This window comes from Mycobacterium sp. TH-M15 (genome assembly GCF_057473705.1).
On the sequence record NZ_JBYCLB010000112.1, the window covers coordinates 1 to 2,907 of the forward strand.

Annotated in this window: 3 protein-coding genes; all 3 read left to right on the top strand. The window is 69.0% G+C overall.

Going from position 1 to position 2,907, the window contains the following annotated elements; translation table 11 throughout:
* Positions 1 to 753: class 1b ribonucleoside-diphosphate reductase subunit beta (gene nrdF, locus AC2VNT_RS02870; RefSeq protein WP_486945421.1), on the top strand; the 753-nt coding region annotated here is incomplete at its 5' end.
* A gap of 44 nt (positions 754 to 797) precedes the next feature.
* Positions 798 to 1,982, top strand: coding sequence for an MFS transporter (locus AC2VNT_RS02875; RefSeq protein ID WP_486945422.1), 1,185 nt, complete (start codon positions 798 to 800; stop codon positions 1,980 to 1,982).
* A gap of 4 nt (positions 1,983 to 1,986) precedes the next feature.
* On the top strand, positions 1,987 to 2,907 hold a 921-nt coding region (locus tag AC2VNT_RS02880; RefSeq protein WP_486945423.1), incomplete at its 3' end, for an MFS transporter.

Sequence of the window (2,907 nt, forward strand, 5' to 3'; positions counted from 1 at the left end):
CAGGGCACGGTTGGTGCGATCAGCATGATTCCCGACGCACTGACCCCGCATGAGGACGCCGTCCTCACCAATTTCGCGTTCATGGAGTCGGTGCACGCCAAGAGCTACAGCTCGATCTTCTCCACGCTGTGCTCGACCACCGAGATCGACGATGCCTTCCGCTGGTCGGAGGAGAACATCAACCTGCAGCGCAAAGCCCAGATCCTGGTCGACTACTACCGGGGCGACGCACCGCTCAAGCGCAAGGTGACCTCCACGCTGCTGGAAAGCTTCCTGTTCTACTCCGGGTTCTACCTGCCGATGTACTGGTCGAGCCGGGGCAAGCTGACCAACACCGCCGACGTGCTGCGGCTGATCATCCGCGACGAGGCGGTGCACGGCTACTACATCGGCTACAAGTACCAGCGCGGGCTGGCGACGGCCGACGAGGCCACCCGCCAGGAGCTCAAGGACTACACCTACGAGCTGCTCTTCGAGCTCTACGACAACGAGGTGGAGTACACCCAGGACCTCTACGACGGCATCGGGCTCACCGAGGACGTCAAGAAGTTCCTGCGCTACAACGCCAACAAGGCCCTGATGAACCTGGGCTACGAGGCGCTGTTCCCGCGCGACGAGACCGACGTCAATCCGGCGATCCTGTCGGCACTCTCGCCCAACGGCGACGAGAACCACGACTTCTTCTCCGGGTCCGGCTCCTCCTACGTCATCGGCAAGGCCGTCGTCACCGAAGACGAGGACTGGAACTTCTGACCCGGCCCGCCGGCCAGGATCGCGCCCCGGCGCAGCCCGTCGCCGTGCAGGGCGGGCCGTGCCGCGCGGTCCAGCTGGCCCTGGCCACCTGGACGTCGGTGGTCAACTTCTGGGCGTGGAACCTGATCGGCCCGGTGGCGATGACCGACGCCGCGTACATGAGGCTGACCAGCACCCAGGAGTCGCTGCTGGTGGCCGCCCCGATCATCGTCGGGTCGCTGGGCCGGCTGGTGATCGGCCCGCTGACCGACCGGTTCGGCGGCCGGGCCATGTTCGTCGTCGTATCCCTGGCGGCGATCCCCCCGGTGCTGGCGGTCGGCTTCACCGAATCGCACGCCGAGTTCCCGCTGCTGCTGGTGTCGGCGGTCTGCCTGGGCGTGGCTGGAACCGTGTTCGCCGTCGGTATCCCGTTCGCCAACAACTGGTTCGAGCCCGCCCGACGCGGCTTCGCCGCCGGGGTGTTCGGGATGGGCATGGTGGGCACCGCGGTCTCGGCATACTTCACCCCGCGGCTGGCCCGGCGGTTCGGGCTGTTCGACACCCACCTGGTCGTCGTGGCCGCTCTCGCGGTCACCGCGGCGCTCTGCGCGCTGTTGATGCACGACGGCCCGTACTTCGTCCGCAACACCGTCCCGGTGCTGCCGAAGCTGATCGCCGCGGCGAGACTGCCGGTCACCTGGCAGATGTCGGTGCTGTACGCGGTGGTGTTCGGTGGGTTCGTCGCGTTCAGCAACTTCCTGCCCACCTACGTCAAGACCATCTACGGGTTCTCGTCGGTCGCGGCGGGCAGTCGCACCGCGGCCTTCGTGGTGGCTGCGGTGCTGGCCCGGCCGGTCGGCGGGGCGCTGGCCGACCGGATCGCCCCCAGGTACGTGGTGCTGGGCTCGCTCGCCGGCGTGGCGACGTTCGCCTCGATCGCGATTCTCAAACCGCCGCCGGAGCTGTGGTCGGCGACGACGTTCATCTCCCTGGCGCTCTGCCTGGGCGCCGGCACCGGCGCGGTGTTCGGCTGGGTCACCCGCCGGGCGCCGGCGGGCGGGCTCGGCGCGATCACCGGGGTCGTCTCGGCCGCGGGCGGGTTGGGTGGCTACTTTCCGCCGCTGCTGATGGGCGCCACCTACGACCCGGTGCACAACGACTACACCGTCGGGCTGGCGCTGCTGGTGGCCGTCGTGCTGGTCGCGTTGGGCTACACTGCGTTACGACTTCGGCCGGATGGGCGGGGGTGAACCGGTGCGCAGCATCGACAGGTCGGCGCTCGTGGCCCGGCCGAGTGTACAGCTGGCCCTGGCCACCTGGGTGTCGGTGATCAACTTCTGGGCGTGGAACCTGATCGCCCCGGTGGCGATCACCGACGCCGCGTACATGAAGCTGACCAGCACCGAGGTATCGCTGCTGGTGGCCACCCCGGTCCTGATCGGGTCGTTGGGGCGGATGGTGACCGGCCCGCTGACCGACCGGTTCGGGGGCCGCGCCCTGTTCATCGGGATCACGGTGGCGTCCATCGTCCCGGTGCTGGCCGTCGGGCTCGCCGAACAGGTGGGCCGCTTTCCGCTGGTCCTGCTCTCCGCGTTGCTGCTCGGTGTGCCCGGTGCGGTGTTCGCGGTCGGTATCCCGTTCGCCAACAACTGGTTCGAGCCGTCCCGCCGCGGCTTCGCCACCGGTGTCTTCGGCATGGGCATGGTGGGCACGGCGTTGTCGGCGTTCTTCACCCCGCGAATGGTGCGCCGGCTCGGGCTGGTCCCCACCCACCTGATCATCGCGACGGCGCTGGCCCTCACCGCGGTGGTCTGCCTCGCGGTGCTGCACAACGGCCCGCACTTCCGGCCCTACACCGCCCGGGTGCTGCCCAAGCTGCTGTCGGCGGCCCGGCTGCGGGTCACCTGGGAGATGGCGCTGCTGTACGCGATCGTGTTCGGCGGGTTCGTCGCGTTCAGCAACTACCTGCCGATCTACATCAAGACCATCTACGGGTTCTCCCAGATCGGCGCCGGTGAACGCACCGCGGCGTTCGCCCTGGCCGCGGTGCTGGCCCGGCCGGTCGGCGGGGCGTTGGCCGACCGGATCGCCCCCAAGTACGTGGTGCTGGCTTCGCTTTCCGGTGTCGCGGTGATGGCGTCGATCGCCACCTTCCAGCCGCCGCCGGACGTCTGG